Annotated in this window: 15 protein-coding genes; 6 read left to right on the forward strand and 9 right to left on the reverse strand. The window is 70.3% G+C overall.

Going from position 1 to position 17,024, the window contains the following annotated elements; genetic code table 11:
- Nucleotides 1-48: 48 nt before the first annotated feature.
- Both JOF36_RS35925 and JOF36_RS35930 read left to right on the forward strand, forming a co-directional pair.
- Nucleotides 49-729 carry a hypothetical protein gene (locus tag JOF36_RS35925; protein ID WP_210036715.1) on the forward strand — a complete coding sequence of 227 codons (681 nt, stop codon included), beginning with the start codon at nt 49-51 and terminating at the stop codon, nt 727-729.
- Between the two features lie 2 nt (nt 730-731).
- On the forward strand, nt 732-1,733 hold the full coding sequence (locus tag JOF36_RS35930) for a tyrosine-type recombinase/integrase (protein WP_307862798.1): 1,002 nt from the start codon (nt 732-734) through the stop codon (nt 1,731-1,733).
- 75 nt (nt 1,734-1,808) lie between these two features.
- Here JOF36_RS35930 and JOF36_RS35935 read toward each other — a convergent pair whose 3' ends face one another.
- The 8 genes from JOF36_RS35935 to JOF36_RS35970 form a co-directional block, all read right to left on the reverse strand.
- Nucleotides 1,809-2,009, reverse strand: coding sequence for a hypothetical protein (locus JOF36_RS35935; RefSeq protein ID WP_075315372.1), 201 nt, complete (start codon nt 2,007-2,009; stop codon nt 1,809-1,811).
- A 50-nt stretch (nt 2,010-2,059) separates the two neighbouring features.
- Nucleotides 2,060-2,281, reverse strand: a complete 222-nt coding sequence (locus JOF36_RS35940) for a hypothetical protein (protein WP_210036716.1) — start codon at nt 2,279-2,281, stop codon at nt 2,060-2,062.
- 682 nt (nt 2,282-2,963) lie between these two features.
- Nucleotides 2,964-3,578 (reverse strand): hypothetical protein, encoded by a 615-nt coding sequence (locus JOF36_RS35945; protein WP_210036717.1) that lies wholly within the window; start codon nt 3,576-3,578, stop codon nt 2,964-2,966.
- Nucleotides 3,579-3,659: 81 nt separating this feature from the next.
- Nucleotides 3,660-4,049, reverse strand: coding sequence for a histone-like nucleoid-structuring protein Lsr2 (locus tag JOF36_RS35950; protein WP_210036718.1), 390 nt, complete (start codon nt 4,047-4,049; stop codon nt 3,660-3,662).
- Nucleotides 4,050-4,250: 201 nt separating this feature from the next.
- Nucleotides 4,251-5,354 carry a hypothetical protein gene (locus tag JOF36_RS35955; protein ID WP_210036719.1) on the reverse strand — a complete coding sequence of 368 codons (1,104 nt, stop codon included), beginning with the start codon at nt 5,352-5,354 and terminating at the stop codon, nt 4,251-4,253.
- A 451-nt stretch (nt 5,355-5,805) separates the two neighbouring features.
- A complete protein-coding gene (locus tag JOF36_RS35960; RefSeq protein ID WP_210036720.1) occupies nt 5,806-6,129 on the reverse strand; it encodes a hypothetical protein in 324 nt (107 codons plus the stop codon).
- Nucleotides 6,130-6,309: 180 nt separating this feature from the next.
- Entirely contained in the window at nt 6,310-6,687 is a 378-nt protein-coding gene (locus JOF36_RS35965) for an RsmA family anti-sigma factor (RefSeq protein ID WP_210036721.1), read from the reverse strand.
- Between the two features lie 19 nt (nt 6,688-6,706).
- Nucleotides 6,707-7,273 carry an RNA polymerase sigma factor gene (locus JOF36_RS35970; RefSeq protein ID WP_210036722.1) on the reverse strand — a complete coding sequence of 189 codons (567 nt, stop codon included), beginning with the start codon at nt 7,271-7,273 and terminating at the stop codon, nt 6,707-6,709.
- 508 nt (nt 7,274-7,781) lie between these two features.
- Here JOF36_RS35970 and JOF36_RS35975 point away from each other — a divergent pair.
- A complete protein-coding gene (locus JOF36_RS35975) occupies nt 7,782-11,717 on the forward strand; it encodes a WD40 repeat domain-containing protein (protein ID WP_210036723.1) in 3,936 nt (1,311 codons plus the stop codon).
- On the opposite strand, the gene JOF36_RS35980 is transcribed toward JOF36_RS35975, so the two are convergent.
- Nucleotides 11,657-13,060 (reverse strand): MurL-like N-terminal domain-containing, encoded by a 1,404-nt coding sequence (locus JOF36_RS35980; protein WP_210036724.1) that lies wholly within the window; start codon nt 13,058-13,060, stop codon nt 11,657-11,659. The two genes, JOF36_RS35975 and JOF36_RS35980, sit on opposite strands and share 61 nt — an antisense overlap.
- A gap of 1,015 nt (nt 13,061-14,075) precedes the next feature.
- On the opposite strand from JOF36_RS35980, the gene JOF36_RS35985 reads away from it, so the two are divergent.
- The 3 genes from JOF36_RS35985 to JOF36_RS35995 are packed head-to-tail and all read left to right on the forward strand — an operon-like array spanning nt 14,076 to nt 16,974.
- On the forward strand, nt 14,076-14,546 hold the full coding sequence (locus JOF36_RS35985) for a hypothetical protein (RefSeq protein WP_210036725.1): 471 nt from the start codon (nt 14,076-14,078) through the stop codon (nt 14,544-14,546).
- Between the two features lie 20 nt (nt 14,547-14,566).
- Nucleotides 14,567-15,874: a MinD/ParA family ATP-binding protein gene (locus tag JOF36_RS35990; RefSeq protein WP_245353203.1), complete on the forward strand. Its 1,308-nt coding sequence runs from the start codon at nt 14,567-14,569 to the stop codon at nt 15,872-15,874.
- Nucleotides 15,874-16,974 carry a glycoside hydrolase family 16 protein gene (locus JOF36_RS35995; RefSeq protein ID WP_210036726.1) on the forward strand — a complete coding sequence of 367 codons (1,101 nt, stop codon included), beginning with the start codon at nt 15,874-15,876 and terminating at the stop codon, nt 16,972-16,974. The genes JOF36_RS35990 and JOF36_RS35995 overlap by 1 nt, the downstream gene beginning before the upstream one ends.
- Nucleotides 16,975-17,024 lie beyond the last annotated feature (50 nt).

Below are 17,024 nucleotides of genomic sequence, written 5' to 3' on the forward strand. Positions count from 1 at the left end.
TCCCTGTCTTTCACCTCGAACCGCTGCCCGACGACAGGACCGACCGTGATGCTCGACCCCGAATCCGCGGCCGACGCCCCGGGCGCCCCGGCGGGCCCGGTGACCACGACGACGGCGATGACCCGGCTGGGCTGCAACCGCGATCAGGTGGTGCGCCTGGTCACGACCGGGCTACTGCCCGAGCTCGGCCGCCGCGGCCGTACCCGGCTGCTCGACCCCACCGCGCTCGCCGCGCTCGCCCGCCGCTCCGTGCTCCCCGACGCCGGAGCCGACCAACCCGCGGCGGCGACCTACGCCCTGGCCCTGCACCTGGGCCCGCGCACGGCCGAGGAGCGCCCGGACCTGTACTACCGCGACACCCACGGCTACTACGCCGACCAGAACACCCCGGACAACGCCTGGACCGGGTGGTGGAACACCGGCGAGCAGCTCGCCCGCGACGCGGTCGCGCACACCCTGCCGGTGCTGCCCGCGGTCAGCGGGTTCGTCGTCGACGTCCGCGTGATCATCGGATTCGACGTGCACCCGCTCTATCCCGGCCTGATCCGGTTCGACCTCGCCGCCGCCTCGGCATCGGTTCGGGCGCGGTTTACCGGCACCCGGTTCCGCCCGGGCGCCGGAACACCCTGGCAGCGGCTCCGTCAACCGGTGGCTGGCCGCGAGCTCGGGGCCGGCGATACCCCGGCCGGCGCCACCGCGCCCGTGCCGGCGACCGGGGACCGGTGGTAGTGGTGACAGACCAATCGGCACGCCTGCCCAACCCGGCAGGGTCGCCGGACCCCCTTCCGGCCGGTCTGGCCGGGGACCCGCGGGAGGATCCGGCCTGGCGGCTGGCCACGGCGTTCGTGCTCTCGCGGCGCTCGGCCCACACCCGGCGGGCCTACGCCCGCGACATCCGCGACTTCTACACCTGGTGCCACCGGGCCGGGCTGGATCCGCTGCGGCTGCGGCGGGTACACATCGACGCCTACGCCCACGAGCTCGCCCAGCCCCAGCCCCGCACCGGCCGCCCGGCCGCCGAGTCGACGATCGCGCGCAAGCTCTCCACGCTGGCCGGGCTGTATGCCTACGGCGTCGGCGAGGAGCTGCTCGACCGCTCTCCCCTCACCGGAGTACAGCGCCCGCGGGGCGGGCAGGACTCGGTATCCACCGGGCTGACCCGCGACGAGGTCGCGGCGCTCCTGTCCGCCGCGGCTGCCGACGGAGCACGAGCCCACGCCCTGATCAGCCTGCTGGTCCACAACGGGCTGCGCATCGACGAGGCACTGTCCCGCGACGTCGAACACCTGCAGACCGAACGCGGCCACCAGGTGCTGCGGCTGCGCCGCAAGGGCGGCCGCACCGCGACCGCGCCGCTGGCACCACCGGTGCTCCACGCCCTGACCATCTACCTGGCCGGGCGCACCAGCGGCCCGCTGTTCAGCACCCGCACCGGGCGCAGGGTCGACGAACCCGCCGCCTGGCGGCTCATCCGGCGCCTCGCCCACCGCGCCGGGCTGCCCCAAGCCGACCGGATCAACCCGCACAGCCTGCGCCACACCTTCGTCACGGCCGCCCTCGATGCCGGGGTGGCGCTGCGCGATGTCCAAGATGGAGCGGGGCATTCGGATCCGCGCACAACTCGGAAATATGATCGATCCCGGCACAACCTGGATCGGCACCCCAGCTACGCCGTATCCACCTTCTACGCCGCCGGCCAGTCCACCGCGACGACCGGGCGCCGGGACAGCTAACCGCTGGCTGCGAACCTGCCGGGGGCTTCACGCGGCGGGTCCCCCTGCCGGGGGCGGTTGCCTCGCCCCCTGTGGTCAGCCGTCTTCGTGCTCGTCTGGCTCGAGCGTGATTCCGGCCTGGTCGAGCAGCGCCTGTACGGCGCGTTTGAGCCACCGCACGTCCTCGCGGGTCTCGATCACCGTGGTCACGATCGCGGTGACATCCTCCTCGGTCCGCTGAGCGCGGGATTCAAGTCCGCGCACTCTGGCTTCGAGGTCGGCGAAGGTGGTGGCCACGACGGCGATCCTCTCACCCCGGTCCCGGCAGTGGCGAGACGGCGGGGCGGTCAGATCGAGGCGCCCAGAACGCGCAGCGCCTGGTCCAGGTCTTCGCCGCCGACCGGGCCGCCGCGACCGCGGCCCGCGACGAGCTCGAACGCCACATCCGCGCCCGCGACGTCTACCGCGGCGCGCTGCTGCAGTTCGACACCGGCGACGGCCGCGGCAACGAACTGGTCACCTTTCTGCCCCGGCCCCAGATGGACGCGGCCGAGGTGATCCTGCTCCACGATTGTCGACCCGGCGTAGCCGGCCTGCCACCACCCGTTACCGTCTCGGTGGGCCCGCTCGGCGGCGGCCCGGCGGTCGGACCCCGTCCTCCCCCCGGGACGGGATCCGACAACGCGGGTTCTGCCCCAGCGGCTCGTTCGGCGCGGCTCACCGCCGAGCTGCTCGAGGGTGGGCCACCACGGCAAGTGATCCATCGCTGATGACGTGGTCCCACAGGACCAGCTCCAGCGGCCCTGCGTAACCGCTGATCACGTTGCGTCGTTATCCCATGGGGGCGGTACCCGATCAGGGGAGGCGGTGGCGTGGCTCGCTGCTGGTGGCCCGATCCACCGTCACAGTCCGACACCGGCCTGCCGGATCCGGGGCCGGTCGGCACCGGGGCCGCGGCCCCCGCGCCGGCGACGGACAGGGCGGCGCCCGTCCCCGAGCCGACGCCGTCTGTCGAGACGGTGCCCGCGGATGAGCTGGTCGGCCAGCTGGCGTGGTTGGTGCCCCGTAGAACGTCGACGGGGCGGCGAATCACCAGACCATGATTGACCTGGCGCTGGGCGCCAACCGGCCCTGGCGGCTCGCATGGGGCGGCGTTGAACAGCAGCCGGCCGATTGGGTCGGTGGGGTCGTGGGCCGGGCCGACACGCCATGTTCCCGGAGACGAACCTGCGCACCAATGTGCGCGGCCCCTTAGGTGAACCAGCGCCGCCACCAGCTGGGCGACGCGGTCCGGCGGGCAGTGGACGGCGCCGCCGGTTCGACTGGCCGGTTCTGATCGACATTGCTGTTGGGCGGTTGTGGGGCGGAGTGTTCTGGAGGGGTGGTGGACAGCAGCCAGGCGACCGACACGGATCGCGGGTCCAGTCGTTCGCCTCCGGAGGTGTCGCTGTGCTGTTCGATGGTATCGAGTATCGCTGGGTTCAGGATAAGGCGATATGATTGCAGGCGCTGTTGGATTGCTGCGGTCTGTGGGTCGGCGGTCGAAGCACTAGCGCCGAAGTTTCCTCGACATATCCGGAAGTTGCCGATTCCGCAGAGCCGTGTTGCTTTTTCCAGTAGCATTAATGTGACCTGGCGGTCGACTGTGTCGGTGGTTTCGGCGTTGTGGAGGTAGTCCGGCGGTAGTTGGAGCACTGGAGCGACCGCGGTGATGTCGTCGGTGGTGTAGTGGCCGTGCAGGAGGGCTGCGACGCGGCGTTCCTGGGCGGGGTCGAGCGGGATGTCCTGCGTGGCGCGTTGTGCCGCGACCGTGCGGCGGCGGGCCGCGTCGCGGCTGTCGTCGAAGAGGTCGGTCACGATGTCCACGTCTATCTCCGACGGTGAAGTCGTTTCGCGCGCCTGTGGTGTAGCGGAGTCAGCTGATTCGGCCACGTTGTCTCCCGGTCCCTAGCCGCTGAACTGGACGGTGCTCGACGTGAAGCGGGGGTCCCATGCGCGAGCGGTGTCGTATGCGGAGAGAACTTCGCGCGGGATTCGGCCGCGTTCGGAGACGGTGTAGCCGTTCTCGCGGGCCCATGCCCGCACTGCTTGATTGTGGGCCCGGTCCTCGGCGCTGTTCCTGCTGTGGGGACCACGGTCGGTGCCGCTGCGGCCCGTGGTGGGGGAGGCTCTGCGGCCGGCGGAGAGGAACGGGGCGAGTGTCTCTCGGAGCAGTCCAGCATTTCCGGCCGATAGGTCGATCCCGAACTGTGTTCCGTCGAGCGTGAACGGAACGGTTTCGTCGGCTTGTCCGCCCGTGAGGTCGTCGACGAACCGGATGGTCTGGATCTGTGCCACTGGCTCTCTTTTCGCCGTGTTCGGAGTGGTGGCCCTAGATTACAGACTTCGTTGCGACCACAGGAACACACAAATCGGTACGGCCGTCGGGGCCCTGTCCATAACAGGGCAACCTCCGCGCTGCCCGCCCGATCGCGCCCGGAACATCGCCGGCGCCTCATCCGGCCACGGTGCGGCTCCGAGCCCTGCTCGGCCGCGTGGTCATCGCTTGATCCGGGGGCGGCGCAGTCTGCGCGGCAGCACAGCCGCGGCCGGGCGGTGGTCGTGCTGGGTGCCGCGGGCTTCGCGCAGCTGCCGCAGGTGCTCGCTGAGCGCTTCTTGTGCGGCGCGGCGGGCCCCGCGCCCGGCGGGGCGGTCGAGCAGTGCAGGGTCGACCTTAGCGGCGGGCTTCGCGCTGGTGCCGGCGCGCATCCGGCCGATCTGTACCGCCCGGATTTCGCCGAGGCGCCCGCGCCAGGGCCGTAGCCGTGCTCCGATGATCCGCAGCGGGTCGCGGGCCCCGGAGGACAGGTCGCCGCGGCGGCGGTCGGGCCGGTCGGGGTGGTATTCGAGGGCGTGGAGCAGTCCGGTGACGGTGGCGCCGGCGTCCCACCAGGGTTTGAGCAGGGCCCTGGCCCGCCAGATCTCGATCTTGCCGCCTTTTCGGCCTCCTAGGCCGAGATGTGAGAGCAGGGTGAGGGTGGCTGCGTTTCTGGCATCGGGGGTGTCGGGGACGTCGTAGGGGTGCCACTTGGGCTGGGAGGTGAGCTGAGTCCGTCGGCCGCCCGTCAAGGGCTTACTACTCACGTAAGGAGTGGGGAGGTCGCCACTTTCTTCCACAGGGGACTGACCTGCGGATGCGGTGCCCGGCTCCTCGTCGTGCTGCGCACCGTCGAGGCGGGTGAGCGGGGTGTGGGTCACGAGGGCGTAGGTGGGCGTGCGCCCGGTCTCGGTGCCGAGGAACTCAGCGCTAGCACCAGCCTCGACAACGACGAGCAGCCCGATCTCCCGGGCCCAGGCCAGGACACGGGACACGGTGCGCGCGGCGCGGGCTCCGGCCGCGGCGAGGTGGGTGGCGGTCAGACCGGTGATCAGGCCGGTCTCCCAGTCCATGTGGAAGACCAGGCGGCGCAGGATCGCTGACCAGCTGCGGCGCTTGTCGACGCGCCAGTCCTCGTCGTCGACCAGTCGCGCGAGGTGCTCGAGGGCTTCGGGCTGGGAGGTCAGCACCCGATAGGAGTGGTCGATGAAGTTCCGCCATCCCGGGTGCGGGGTGAAGCCGCGGTCGTGGCGGGCGCGGGCGCGGGCGATCCCGCGGGCGCGCACCCGCGCAGTCGGTGGCAGCGCTCGACTCGCCCGCCCGGGACCGCTGGTGTGGCACGCGGCGCGGCCACGGGGTGTGCGCCGCGGCGCAGTCCTGCCGCGGATCCCGAAGGAGTCCGCTTGGGGCTGCTCACCGAGGGGAAGCTGGTGAAGCAGGCAAAACTGGGAGGGGCCGGAGGCCAGAGTGAACGCGCCGTGCTCGTAGCAACACACGCAGAACCCGGTGCCCGCCGCCGGCGAGCGCCCCGGATCTGGGCACGACGAACTCACCCCGTGTCTGTGGTGGTTGGCTCCCGGCCCAGGATGTATCCTGGACACGCGAAAGCGCCCCTTCTTGACCGGTTGGGGATGGGCCCCGGTTCGCCGGGGCTACGGCGTCACCTCGGGTGCTGGACCGAGTGACGCAGAGAACGAACCGAGGCGGCCCCTGTGGCGGGGGCCGCCTCGTTCTCGTCTACGAGGCCGTCGTCAGACGCGCCTCCAAATGCGTGGGGTACTGCACCGGGAGTTGCCCGGCCAGGTCGGTTGCGTATCGGAGCCCCAGCTGGATTAACGCCCCCGACACGATCCCAATCCCGCGGTCGAGGTCGAGAGCCAGTTCCCGCACCTGCTGATCGATCGCCGGCGGGATCCGCACGGTGAGTTCGGCGACCTCCGCGCGGCGCAGCTGCAGTGGCAGCGGGTCGACCAGCGCGCCGCGGCGCTGCAGTCCGATCGTGAGGAGTTCGGCACCGATCTCCGACCAGGTGACCCCGCGCAGGGACGCGAGATCTTTCACCGGCCGTTCAGCGGCCAGCGGTAGCCGAGAGAAGCGCACAACGCGAGGGCCCTTGGATGGACGTCCCACCCGGCCGCCGCCTGATCTACGGGACATGCCGGCCATCCTCACCGATACTTCTGAAACCTGGAAGGCGACACGCGGGACCCGTCTGAGCGGAAATCGGCTGGGACCGAGCACTCAATCCTCGTCCCCAGGGTTGCCGGGGCAATGGTCCTCCGGAGTCGGTTTGGTGGTGCCCAAACTGTCCGGCGCCTCGGGTGAGTCGGCGCGGTACCCGCGGGCTCGGCGTTCAGCCTCGCGCGCGATCGCCGATTGCCATCGAGCGGCCACGTGGGCCGGTACGTGGAGCGGCTCGTGCGCATTGGGGGGGTCCGGGAACTCGGACTCGACTGCGTCGAGGTCGGCCAGCATTCGCTGAGCGAGGTCAGGGTTGTGGTCCATCAGGATGCGTAGCCGTTCCTCTTCTCCGGCAGTGAGTATCCCGGCCCGCAGGTCCGCCAGGTCCTCCCAGCTGAACGGTGCCGGGGAGTTGGGGTCCTCGGGCGGTGTGGTCACAGCCGCTCCGATGCGCTGGTCAGTAGAGGAGACTCGCGGAGGAGCCTAAAAGGTTCCCGCCATCTTGGCGTGCCCGCGCCCGGAGCTGTGCCCGGGCGGCGTTGGCCCGGTTGATGCGGCTGCGGACGGTCCCGATAGGCACGCCGAGGACCTCAGCGGCTTCCGCGTAGGAGAGCCCGTTGACCTTGACCAGCTCGAAGGTGCGGCGCCACGGACCGGGGATCTGGGCCAGCGCCGCAGCGATGAGAGCCCGGTCTGTGACCACCTCCGCGGGGTCGGCACCGACCTGTTCGATCTCGGTCAGGCGGCTGGTGGAGATCTCGGTGACGCGGCGTTGGTCGCGTTGCCGGTTGCGGGCGGCGGTGCGGGCGGTGTTCTCGATGATCGTGCGGAGCCAGGCTCCGACCGAACTACGCCCGGCGTAGGTGTGGGCGCTACGGAAGGCTCGCAGGAGGCCGTCCTGCACAGCGTCGTCGGCGTCGTAGTGGTTTTCGAGGACCCGTAGGGCGACGATGCGCAGCAGGGTGCGGTGGCGCCGGATCAGCTCGTTGAACGACTGCGGGTCACCGTCCAGATGGGCGCGCAACAGTTCGGCATCTGCGGGCGAGCAGGGTGCCTGGGCCCCCGCGCCGGTCGCCCGGCTGGGGGCCGCGGCGTCGCTAGTGGACGTGTCCCTGAGGTTCCGGATCGCTGCAGGTGCGAGTCCGTGTCGAGTGAACGGGATCGACCCTTCGGGGGGATCGATGTTGTCCTGAGTCGACGCGGTCAGGTTCGCGCAGTCGGACATTCAGCTGACACCTCGGCTTATACGATGATCCCCTCAGACGTGACTGAGCGTCGCGCGAAGGAGACGCAGCGTGGGCCGGACGTATCGAAAGTGGAGCACTCTGCCCAGGTCAGAACGGGGCGATTCATTGATCAGTGAGCGTCCCCGTGGGGTTGTAGGTGTGGCTGCAGCGAAGTGGCTCGTGAGGCACCCCGGCGCGGTACGCCAGCCGCGACCCAGCGCGGGCAGACCGTGTCGAAAGCGGAGCACTCTGCCCAGGTCAGTAGGGGCGAAGTCGTTGCTCAGTGAGAATCTCGTGGGGGCGTAGATGGCTGCACCGGAGTGGTTCGTGGGGTACCTGGCCGCGCTGCGCCGGGTGCCGGGATCGCGACCCGCGTCGGCGCGCGCATTGGCTGAGTGGGCGGCGCAGATCGGCGACGACGAGGCGCCGTCGCGCCCGACCATCGGTCGCTGGCTGAGCGGCGCCACCTTGCCCACCAGCTTCCGCCCACTGGAACTGATGGTGCTCGGAGTCCGGGAGCACAGTAGGAACCCGCCGCGCCAGGCCCAGCAGACGCTGCTGCGGGCGGCGTGGTGGCACGACGCTTATGAACGCGCGCTGCGCGAGTCCGGCCGCGGGAACACCGACGCCGGTCACGCCCCCACGATCATCTATCAAGGCTTGGAGCCGTTCGGCCGAGCAGATGCCGAGCGGTTCTTCGGTCGCGACCGTGACATCGAGGCAATGCGTGCCCGGCTCGGCAGCCTGCACCAGTCACCGACCGGTGGCGTCCTGATCGTCCTGGGGCAATCCGGGATCGGGAAGAGCAGCCTGCTCGCGGCGGGGTTGCTTCCCGCCCTCGAGCGGCACGGGCTGGGCACGGACACCACGGTCACCGACTGGCCAGCGGCAGTCCTCACTCCCGGACCGAACCCGCTGCTTACTCTCGCAGAGGCCCTCGACGCCAGCGGCGGAGCGACGGCGGATCCGGAGGATGCCGCCCTGCGGCTGCCCCCCGGCAGACAGATGATTCTGGTGGTCGACCAGTTCGAGGAGATCTTCCAGGTTGACCAGGCGGTCCGGCACCGGTTCGTGACCGCCCTCGTCGACGCGGCCACACCACGGGCCGCGGCCGCGGACACCGCAGCCGCGGTCGTCGTCATCGCGTGCCGCAACGAGTTCTATCCGGAGCTCCGCCGGATACCGTCGCTGAAGCCAGCGCTCGATGCCCCCTTCAACTTGGACCCGCTCACCGGCGAGGCGTTGACCGAAGCGGTTAAGGAGCCGGCCCGCCGCGCAGGGATCACTGTTGGCCCCGGTCTCGTCGACCGGCTGCTCGCCGATGCGGGGGTCAGTGGCGGCGGGATGATCGAGGGCAAACTGCCCCTGATCTCCCACGTGCTGCGTCTGATGAACCAGTCCGGGCCGATGACTGTCCGGGCCTACGAGCGGGTCGGGGGGATCGACGGAGCCGTCACCCATACCGCCGACCAGGCCTGGGACGAGCTCCAGCGAGCTGGGCTCGAGGACACCGCGTTGTCGTTGCTCGTGCAACTGGTGCGGGTCGGGGACCATCCCGGCCACGACACTCGCCGCCACCTGGACCGGGCCGAGTTGCCCGACCCCGGGGACGGCCGCACCGGGCGGGCGCTGGAAATCCTGGCCGATGCGCGTCTGATCACCATCGGCGAGGACACCGTCCAGATCACCCACGAGGCCCTGATCCGGGCCTGGCAACGGCTGCGCGACACGATCGACAGCGAACGCGCGGACCATGTGCAGCGCCAGAACATCGCCCTGCGCGCGCGGCAGTGGGACGAGGCCGGACGGTCGCCCGACCAGCTTCTGCGGGGCACGGTGCTCGCCGACGCACACCGGGTCACAGCCGGCGGCGCCACCCACATCGACGACGTATCGCGCGAGTTCCTCGCTGCGGGCGACAGGCAGGAACACCTGGCCTCCATCCGTCGCCGCCGGCAGTGGGCGTCGGCGATCGTGGCCGCGGTGTTGATCGTGGCCGCGGGCACCGTCGCGGTCATCGCGTGGGTGGGCGAGCGCCAAGCCTCACAACGCGCGATCTTGTCGGAGGTCATCGCCCACGCCAAGCAGCTCACGCCCACCGACTCGTCGCTGGCTGCCCAGCTCTGGCTCACCGCCTACCGGATGCAGCCCAGCCCCGAGCTCTACACAGCGCTGCTGAGTACCGAGAACACGGCGCTGGCGCGGCCGCTGCACGGCCACACCGACAACGTGCGGGCCGTGGGTCAGATCGACTCGACGATCATCAGCGCGGCCGAGGACGGCACCATCCGGCTGTGGTCTGCCAGCCCCGACGGGCCGCCTCCAGCCACACTGACCGCGCCGGGACCGGTGACCAGCATGGTCATCGACCCCGCCCGCCATCTCATGATCACGGGCGCGGGTGGAGAAGGGCCTGGCCAGAGCACGTTTCGCATCTGGAACGTCCGCGATGTGCGCCACCCCGTACCGCTGACTCCGCAGCTGCCGGTCGAGGCTGGGCAGCGTATCGGTGGGCTGGCCACCAGCCCGGATGGACGGCTGCTGACCATTGTGGTCACCGACGGCACCACCCGGCTGTGGAACATCGCCGACCCGGCGCGGCCGGTCGATCTGGGTTTGCGCCTGCCCGGTACGACCACCGATGTTTACGGCAGCAACGCTGCCATCAGCCCGGATAACCGCACGCTGGCGGTGGCCGGCGACGATGGCTCCACCCGTCTCTGGGACATCGCCGACCCGACCAGCCCGGCCGAGCTGGCGCCGCTGCCCAGCGGAACAGGTATCGCCCACGCGGTCGCGTTCAGCCCGAGCCGCAGGATCCTGGTCACCGGGGGCGGCAATAGCGTGCTCCGGCTGTGGGACCTCGCAGATCCGGGCCGTGCACGAATGATCGGCCAGACACGCAGCGGCCTGGATTCTTCGCCGTCGATCCTCTCGGTAGCGATCAGCCCGGACGAGCAGACGGTCGCCGTCGGCGCCGCGGACAATACCGCCACGCTGTGGAACATCAGCGACCCGAGCCGGCCGACCCCGATCGGTCGGCCCTTGTCCGGCCATACCCGCGGCGTCGGAACCTTGGCGTTCGGCCCCGACGGGCACACTTTGATCACCGGCAGCGCCGACGACTCGGTGCGGGCGTGGTCGTTGCCCGCAACCCGCTTGTCCGGTGTGGCCGGGAACGTGACCTCACTGGCCCTCAGCCACGACGGGGACACCCTGGCCGTCGGCGGCGGCGGCGATGACAACTCAGTGCACTTGTGGGACACCACCGACACCGCAGCTCCGGTGCGCACAGCTGCACCGCTGCCGCTGCCGGGCGGCGGGTCCGTGGACTCGTTGGCGATTGCCACCGACGACAGCGTGCTCGCCGCGGTGAGCGGTCACATCGTCCGGATGTGGAACATCCGCGACCCCCACCACCCTCGCCAGGTCGGTGCCGACGTGTCCCTGTCCGGTGTGGGCGCTGGCGTGGCCATCAGTCCCGACCGGCAGACGCTGGCAGTGGGCACCGACGAGGGCGTGACTCGCCTGTTCAGTCTCGCCGACTCGGCCCGCCCGACGGCGCTGCCCGTCCCGCTTCCCTCCACTCCGGGCGAGTTGGTGTCCGCGGTCGACTTCAGCCCGGACGGACGGGTCCTGGCCACCGCCGGCAACGATCATGTGGTCCGACTCTGGGACGTCGCCGACCCGACGCGGCCCCGCCCGATTGGTGGGCCGCTCCCTGGGCACACTGACGACATCTACCAGGTGGCGTTCAGCCCGGACGGGACACGGTTGGCCAGTGTCGGAGCCAACCACACCACCCATGTCTGGGATCTCAGCGATCCGACGCGGCCACGCGAAGAACGGCCGCTGCTCAAACAGACCGAGTCGGTCGGGGGTGTCTCCTGGAGCCCGGACGGCACCACCTTGGCGACGGGCAGCAGTGACATGACCGTGGCGCTGTGGGACATGACCAACCCGGCCGGTGGGCGCTCTATCGGCGAGCCGATCACCGGGCATACCGACAACATCTACGCCACCAGTTTCGGCACTGGCGGCGTTCTCGCGAGTGGGGGCCGCGACAGGACCGTGCGGTTGTGGCACCTCGACGTCGACCGCGCGATCGGGCGGGTGTGCGCGGCCACGCCCGACACGCTGACGCCCGAGGCATGGGACGCCTACGTGTCCCCGGACCGGTCCTACGACCCGCCTTGTGTCGCCTTCGCCGAGGCTGACCACCGCTCCAACGCGTGGCGATAAGCCCGAGGTGCGGCGTGCGCCTGATCGGCCCGCCACACCTGGGCTGTCGCTGACTCCGGTACCGGCGGTAGCCGGGCCGCCAGGTCGGCGACCACGGCCGCGTCTCGCCACCGGGAATCCTCGGCCAGCATGGCGACCGCGACTCGCGCCTCGGTGACCTCGCCGACACACTCGAACGGCTTGTGCCCCGCCAGCCCGACCAGCTCTCGGTAGCCGGGAAGCTGAGCGGGGTCGTCGAGGAGGTTGTGACCGACGATCCCCACCAGTCGAGCCGTGTCCATGAACGGTGCCAAGCCCAGGAACACGAACCTGCACTTGGCACAGTCATGGCACCACCGCCGTGCCGGTTCCTCCCGAACTCGGCGAGCTGCAACGTTGCAGCTGGTCAGCAGTGCATCGTAGGTGGTTGTCGAAGCGAACAGCCGGGAGATCGCCAGTTCGGATAGGCCGCCCAGCAGGGAGAAGCACGCAGTGCTGATGCCCGCGTGCTCGCGCACGGCCTCGACAAACAGCTGTTCGGCGTCCCGGGTCTTCGACCACTGGTGATTGATCTGCCGTCCCCGCCAGGTCATGTTGCCCTCATCGGCGGAGCGCTCGTTGGCCATCACCACGGGGCCGAGCCCGTGCAACACCGACAGGGCGACCCCGGCCATTGAGTTGATCGCGGTGACCGGGACGTGCCCGATGCGCAATACGTTCTCGGCCAGCATGCGAGTCATCCGCGGGTCCGGCCGACGGACTATCGATAGTGCGGGGCCCGGCCCCTGGGCCATGAGCTCAGCGATCGTCGCTGTCGGTCTCCGCGTCACAGTGAACGTTGCGGGTTCCACACCGCTGGCGGTGAGGGTCTCCAGCGCGACGATGGAATCCCGTCCGCCCCCCATCGCGACAACCGGAACGCGCCCGGCCGCGGCCTGGTCGTGGTGCTGGCGGGCTGGCGCCTTGCGCTGGGTGCGAACCGGCACGTCCAGTACGTGCTCCAGCGTCCAGCGGTAGGCGAACTCAGCCAATCCGTGGTGGTAAAGCTGCTCGGCCCACTGGGCGGCGGCTGGCGACAGCGGCATGGAGTCCGCCGCCACTGTTTCCGGCGCCACCGTCTTGTAGTACACCGTTCCGACGGCGATGTAGAGCAGTTCGAGTACCCGTGTGAAGGGCTCGAGGACCGCTGGATCCGGGCCGCCGGCCGGCAGCGGGAACTCTATGGTTTCGGTGAAGGACAGTCGCTGGGTGCTGCCCTCGTGCACGAAGTCGAAGTCCGCGACGCCGGTCTCCGGATCGAAGCGCATCCCGGAATAGACAAACGTGTGGATGTCGGCGAAGCGGCTCTCATCCAGCCAATCCACAGAGTGCCCTTCTCGTCGGCGCGAGCCATGTCTGTGCCGTCGGTGACGGGTCGATCCGTTCCGAGCGGCAGGCAGGAGAACGACGCTACCGCCCGCCACCGACAGCTCTCGATCTCGTCCCGCCGCGCCACCCATCCGGGCCGTCGCAGTCTCGCGGTGATGATCGACCCTGCGGTCACACGGTTCGCTCCAAAAAAAGTTCCTGTGGTCGGGAACTTCCCCCGGCTGGGGCAGGTCTCCTCTCGAACCGCCCATCACGGGGTGTGCTCCGGGCGACTGTGTGCCGCCTTCGGGACAGCCCCGCCGATCGGTGGGTTCCGGAGTGGGTGCGGTCGTGGAAGGGAGCTCCAGTGGTGCCAAGGCGTGGCGTGTATCACTCGGAGCGGTTGGCAGGGGCCGCGCACACCTACCTCAACCGAGAGGCGGGGCGGTAGCGATGCCCAAGGCGAAGACCCGGTCGGGGCCGCAGTGGCGCACGGCGCCGGGCCTCGGCACGGGGCCCGCCGGCGGGGAGGGCTCTCATGCCCCTGATGTACCTGAGGCCTCACGGCAGGCGCTTTCCCCGTCTCGTCGTCCACAGTCGCCTCGCCGGCCAGAGCCGACGCACGGCTCGACCGCTGCACTGGAGCCAGCCCCGCACGCCGATGCCGCCGCTGACGACGCCGCCGGCGGCGGCGGCGGCGAGCAGGAGCTCTACACCCACACCACCCCGGACCTCCGGGCCGACACGCACGACCACGGCTCGGCGACCACGCCGGTCACCGGGCTGGCAGAGATGGCGCCGGATGGACCGGGGTACGGCCTCGACACGAACGCGGCTCCGCAGGCGATGCGGGCTCTTGACCGGGAGCCCGAGCTGGCGGCCGCGCAGGTCCCGCTGCATGTGGAGTTGCCGGAGCAGTCTCCTCTCAACGGTCGGCGTCCGGTCGGGCCGACTCGTCGGCCCGGGCCGGGCCGGGCCTCAGTGACCAGGTATGTGGCGGGCGAGGACTCGTTTTCCCGGTCGGTGCGGTCGTTGGAGCCGATCTCGGATCTGGAGGCGACCGCATTCGCCGGCCGGTTCGCGGCGGATTTCCAGTCCTACGATGAGGATCAGCCCACTCGTCGTGCGGAGGTGTTGCGGCCGCTGCTCGCCGACCCCCAGGCATGTACCTGGGGGTGGTCGGGCGAGGGCAGGCAGCGCGCCGATTCACCGCAGCCGAACCGGATCTACCGGCGTTCGGATGTCGTGGTCTTCGTCGAGGTCATTGTGCGGATCACGCCGTACGCGCGCGCCTGCCCATCGTCTAGCCAGTCCGTCCCGGATCCGGTCGAGACGGCCGAGCCGCCGGGGCTGCTGGGCCCGTCGAGCGCTCCCCCGACCGCCGACCCGCGCTGGGTCGCCAGCGGCGCGAGCTGGGTCCGGATGACCGTGCCGATCACCCGCGCCCCCGACGACGGCCGCCTGGTCGTCGACCCCCACCTGGTCCCCGACCCGTCCGCCTGACCCCCGCGAGGTAGCCGCTCATGACGTCGACGAACCACACTCGGTCCGAGTCAAACAACCACACCCCCTGGACCCCGGACAGCGCCAGCCTCGCGTGGATGTCCACTCCCCCACCGTCATCGGGCACTGGCCCCGACGGCGCCGAGCGGCAGGAGACCGCCCCCACCGAGACTCGACCGGTCCCCGAGCCGAGCCCGGTCACCGCCGCCCGCGGCGAGGCATCGTTCCGCGAGGACACGCCCGAACCGGCCCGCGTCTCCGCGCCGAGCGCATCCGCACCGCCCAGGCCGGCACCGACTCCGCCGCCTGCCCCGGCGCCGGAGCGGCCGGCCGAGCACTACGGCGCGGCTGGGCCCTTTCCGGGCGGGCATCCCGAACCGTTCGTCAACGCCGTCCGGTCGCGGGCCACGGCCCCGAAGCAGGGCTGGCGTGCCGCGCTGTACCGGGCCACCGGCCTCAATCCCGGGCTGTCACGGACCGAAGAGCTGCTGATCGGGCAACAGCGCAAGATCCGCACGCCGATGGACGGCTCGCATTCGGTGATGGTCAGCTCGTTGAAGGGCGGTGTCGGCAAGACCACGGTGTCGGCGCTGCTGGCGTTGTTCCTGGCCGAAGGGCGTGGCGAGCGGGTCGTGGCCGTGGACGCCAACCCCGACGCCGGAACGCTGGGCGACCGCCTGGTCGGTGAGACCGAAGCCGCACAGCTAACCGTGCGCAAGCTGCTGAACAACCTCGACCAGATCCGTAGCTTCAGCGACCTGTCCCGCTACGTGCACCTGGTCAATCGCCTGCAGGTGGTGACCTCCGAGCAGGAACCCGAGTCGAGTGAGGCGTTCTCGCAGAAGGATTACGAAGCCATTGTGTCCGTATTGTCCCGATTCTGCCAAGTTCTGGTGACTGACAGCGGTACTGGCATTACGCATTCGGCGATGCAGGGCGGGTTGGCCCGGTGTGACTCGCTGGTCATCGTGGGGTCGCTGACCCAGGACGCAGCGTCACGGGCGGCGAAGACGCTGAACTGGCTGGCCTCGCGCCAGTGGTCGGACCTGGCGAAGAAGGCCGTCGTCGTGCTGTCTCAGGATCGGGACAGCACCTTCATCGACAAGCAGCCGATTCTGGATCACTTCCAGCAGCGCTGCCGCGCGGTCCTCACGCTGCCCCCGGACCCGCATCTGCAGGCCGGTGGGCAGATCGACCTCGACGCGCTCAAGCCGGCCACCCGCGCCGCCGCGCGCGAGATCGCCGCCACCGTGGCCGAGGGCTTCTACGGCTGCCCGACCTCGCTCGGGCGCCCTGCAGGGGAACGCCGTCCCGGCGTGGCCTGGTAATGCCCTCCCAGCTCTGGGCGCGGTTCGGGACCGCGCTGACGTTGTCGGCGTCGCTGGCCGGGTCCGCGTTGTCGCCGGCCGCGCCCGCCGACGAGGACGTCGAGTGTGGGTGGCGGATCACCGCCACCCACGTTCTCGCCGAGCTTGACGGTGACAACTCTGAGCGCGCGCAAGAGCTGCGCGAGGCCCTGATCGAGGTCGGGGCCGACGAACCGGACTTCGTCCCGGAGTCCTGCCATGAGACCGGCTCTGGTGGGACCGGCGACGACCAGAACCCGGGTTCGGGCAGTGGTTCTGGTGACGGTTCGGGTTCTGGTTCTGGTTCTGGTTCGGGGGATCAGGGGGCGTCGGCGGGTGACGCGTTCGACTGGGGTGATCCCGATGTCGTCGACGACTTCGAGAGCGCCGGGCTCGAGGGCTGGAACCTCTATGACGGGCCGGGCCACGCCGGCAACGGTGTCCGCTCCCCCGATGCGGCCACGGTGTCCGACGGCATCCTCACGATCAACGGCACTGCCGATGGCACCACCGGTGGGATGGCCTGGGGCGACTCCCAGCAGTACGGCCGGTGGGAGGTGCGGATGAAGGCGCCGCAGGGCGATGAGGCCTACAACGCGCTGGCGCTGCTGTGGCCGACCGCGGAGAACTTCCCGGTCGGCGGCGAAGTTGACTTCGCCGAGATCATGGATTCGAGCCGGCAGAAAGTCGAGTTGTTCCTGCACTACGGCGAGGACAACTCCCAGGTGCACGGCGAGGTGGAGGTTGATGCCACCGAGTGGCACAACTACGCCGTCGAGTGGACCCCGGACGGGATCACCGCATTTCTCGACGGCGAGGAGTGGTGGAAGACCACCGACACCTCGATCCTGCCGCCGGGTCCGATGCATCTGTGTCTGCAGCTGGACTGGTTCCCCGACAACGGCGGTGGCGGGGGCGAAGGCGAGGTCCACTACGACTGGGTCAAGCAGTGGTCGCTCGGTGAGGGCGAGGGTTCGTCGACCGATTCCGACGCCAGCGCCGGGTCCACCGATGCCGATTCCAGTACCTCGCTGACCGAGGAAGAGAACAGCAAGGGCGGGCGTATGGCCGCAGTCCGCTGATGCCACGGCGCGCCGCGCCTGCCCCCCGGTTCCAGTGCGCATCCCCGATC

It is taken from the genome of Pseudonocardia parietis (assembly GCF_017876315.1).
Taxonomy (GTDB): domain Bacteria; phylum Actinomycetota; class Actinomycetes; order Mycobacteriales; family Pseudonocardiaceae; genus Pseudonocardia; species Pseudonocardia parietis.